General features: G+C 68.1%; 3 protein-coding genes. 2 read left to right on the forward strand and 1 reads right to left on the reverse strand.

Features of this window, described 5'->3' with window-relative positions; all coding sequences use genetic code 11:
- Positions 1-671: iron reductase (locus WAN02_RS18785; protein ID WP_422265751.1), on the reverse strand; the 671-nt coding region annotated here is incomplete at its 3' end.
- 184 nt (positions 672-855) lie between these two features.
- Here WAN02_RS18785 and WAN02_RS18790 point away from each other — a divergent pair.
- Positions 856-1272, forward strand: coding sequence for a BlaI/MecI/CopY family transcriptional regulator (locus WAN02_RS18790; RefSeq protein WP_422265752.1), 417 nt, complete (start codon positions 856-858; stop codon positions 1270-1272).
- 14 nt (positions 1273-1286) lie between these two features.
- On the forward strand, positions 1287-2024 hold a 738-nt coding region (locus WAN02_RS18795), incomplete at its 3' end, for a M56 family metallopeptidase (RefSeq protein ID WP_422265753.1).

The following is a 2024-nucleotide window of genomic DNA, read 5'->3' on the forward strand; positions in this document are numbered from 1 at the left end:
AGCACGGCCTGACCGCGGCGCATCGCGGCCAACTCGTCGGCGCCGGCCAATTGCGGCACCTGGGTCGCGGCCGCCACCACCATCGACCCGACGATGTGCCACATCGTCGCGATCGGGAGGGCGCCGCCACTGACCGCGTGCAGCTTGGCGAACAACGGTTCCAGGGTGCGATGAGAACGGTGGGCGACCCAGGTCGTCAGCGCCGCCTCACTCGGCAGGCGCACCACGGCGTCGTTGTCGGCGACGGTCGGATCATCGGACAGCACACGCACCGTCGGGTCGACCACGCCGGCCCAGTCGATGACGCCGTCGGAGTCGACGTGAACCCAGAGGTTCTCCAGCCCGGTGTCCCATGCCCTGGCCTCCAGCACCACCAGCGCGACCACCCGGCCGATCACGGTGTGCACTAGCGTCGCCGTCAATTGCCTTGCGGCACTGCGCCGATCCATGTCCAGTGCTGCCGCGTCGAACATGGTCTGCAGGCGATCGGTGCTCAATGCCGACGTCAGCGGCCACCACCGGCGGACGGAGACGTCGCCCAGCACCGCGACGCCGTAGACCCGAGGACACTGCGGATACAGTTCGCGCAGCCGCCGTGCGGACTCGTGCAGTGGCAGCACGCGGGCAATGGCCATCGCCGAGATCAGCGGGTCGTCGATCAATATCGTCACGGGCAAACCTCCTCTTGTGAGGTTAGCCTAACCATAGAATGGAGTTCTATGCTGTGGGGACCCTACGAGGGTGTCGGTGCACGACAGTGGGACCACGACTTTCCGATCCTCGCCGATACGAGGGGTACGACCGTCGGTAGTAAGCGCGGGTACTCTGGCGGTATTGCCAAGGAGATGAGCAGACATGGCTAAGCAGACGCGGCTCGGGGACCTCGAGCGCGCCGTGATGGACCATTTGTGGTCGGCTCCGCACCCGCAAACTGTGCGCCAGGTGCACGAGGCGCTCTCAGAGCGCCGCGATCTGGCCTACACGACGGTGATGACCGTGTTGCAGCGGCTGGCCAAGAAGAACCTCGTCTCTCAAATCCGCGACGACCGTGCGCACCGATATGCGCCGGTCCACGGGCGTGACGAGTTGGTCGCGGGGTTGATGGTCGACGCGCTGGACCAGGCCGCGGACTCCGGCGACCGTCAGGCCGCGTTGGTGCACTTCGTCGAACGCGTCGGCGCCGACGAAGCCGAGGCGCTGCGGCGCGCGCTCGACGAATTGGAATCAAGTCATCGGAAAGCTCCGCCTGGTAGCGCTCGGCCCGAGGACTAAGGGAGACTGAAAAAGTGTCCGGACTGGCCTTCACCACGCTTGCGGTGATGCTGGTCGGCCCGGTGCCCGCCTTGCTTGCTCGCGCGACGTGGCCACTGCGTGCCCCCCGCGCAGCGATGGTGCTCTGGCAGGCAATTGCGGTTGCCGCAGTCTTGTCGGCATTCAGCGCCGGAATCGCGATCGCCAGTCGGTTGTTCGTCCCCGGAGCTGACGGGCGGCCAACCGCGAGCCCGGCCGCCGAGATCGGTCGGCTGGGCTGGCCGCTATGGCTGCTGGACGTCGCGGTGTTCGCGCTCACGCTGCTGATCGGCGCACGTCTGGCGGTGGCCGTCATCCGAGTCGCCGTCTCGACGCGTCGACGGCGGGCCCATCACCGCATGCTGGTTGACCTGCTCGGCCTGTCGTCCGATGCGGCCTCGGCCTCCGCGCGGGCCTGCGCCCGAGATCGTGACCTGCGTGTGTTGGAAGTGGCGCAGCCGCTGGCCTACTGCCTGCCCGGCGTACGCGGCCGCGTGGTGGTCAGCGAGGGCACCCTCGACTCGCTCGCCGAGGCCGAGGTTGCTGCGATCCTCGGTCATGAGCGTGCCCACCTGCGCGCCCGCCACGATCTGGTACTCGAGGCGTTCACCGCCGCGCACGCGGCGTTTCCCCGATTCGTCCGCAGCGCAAGCGCTTTGGATGCGGTGCAGCTGCTGGCTGAGCTATTGGCCGACGACGCCGCGGTCCGGGTAGCCGGCCGCGCTCCCCTGGCT

Source organism: Mycobacterium sp. (assembly GCF_049281135.1).
Taxonomy (GTDB): Bacteria; Actinomycetota; Actinomycetes; order Mycobacteriales; family Mycobacteriaceae; genus Mycobacterium.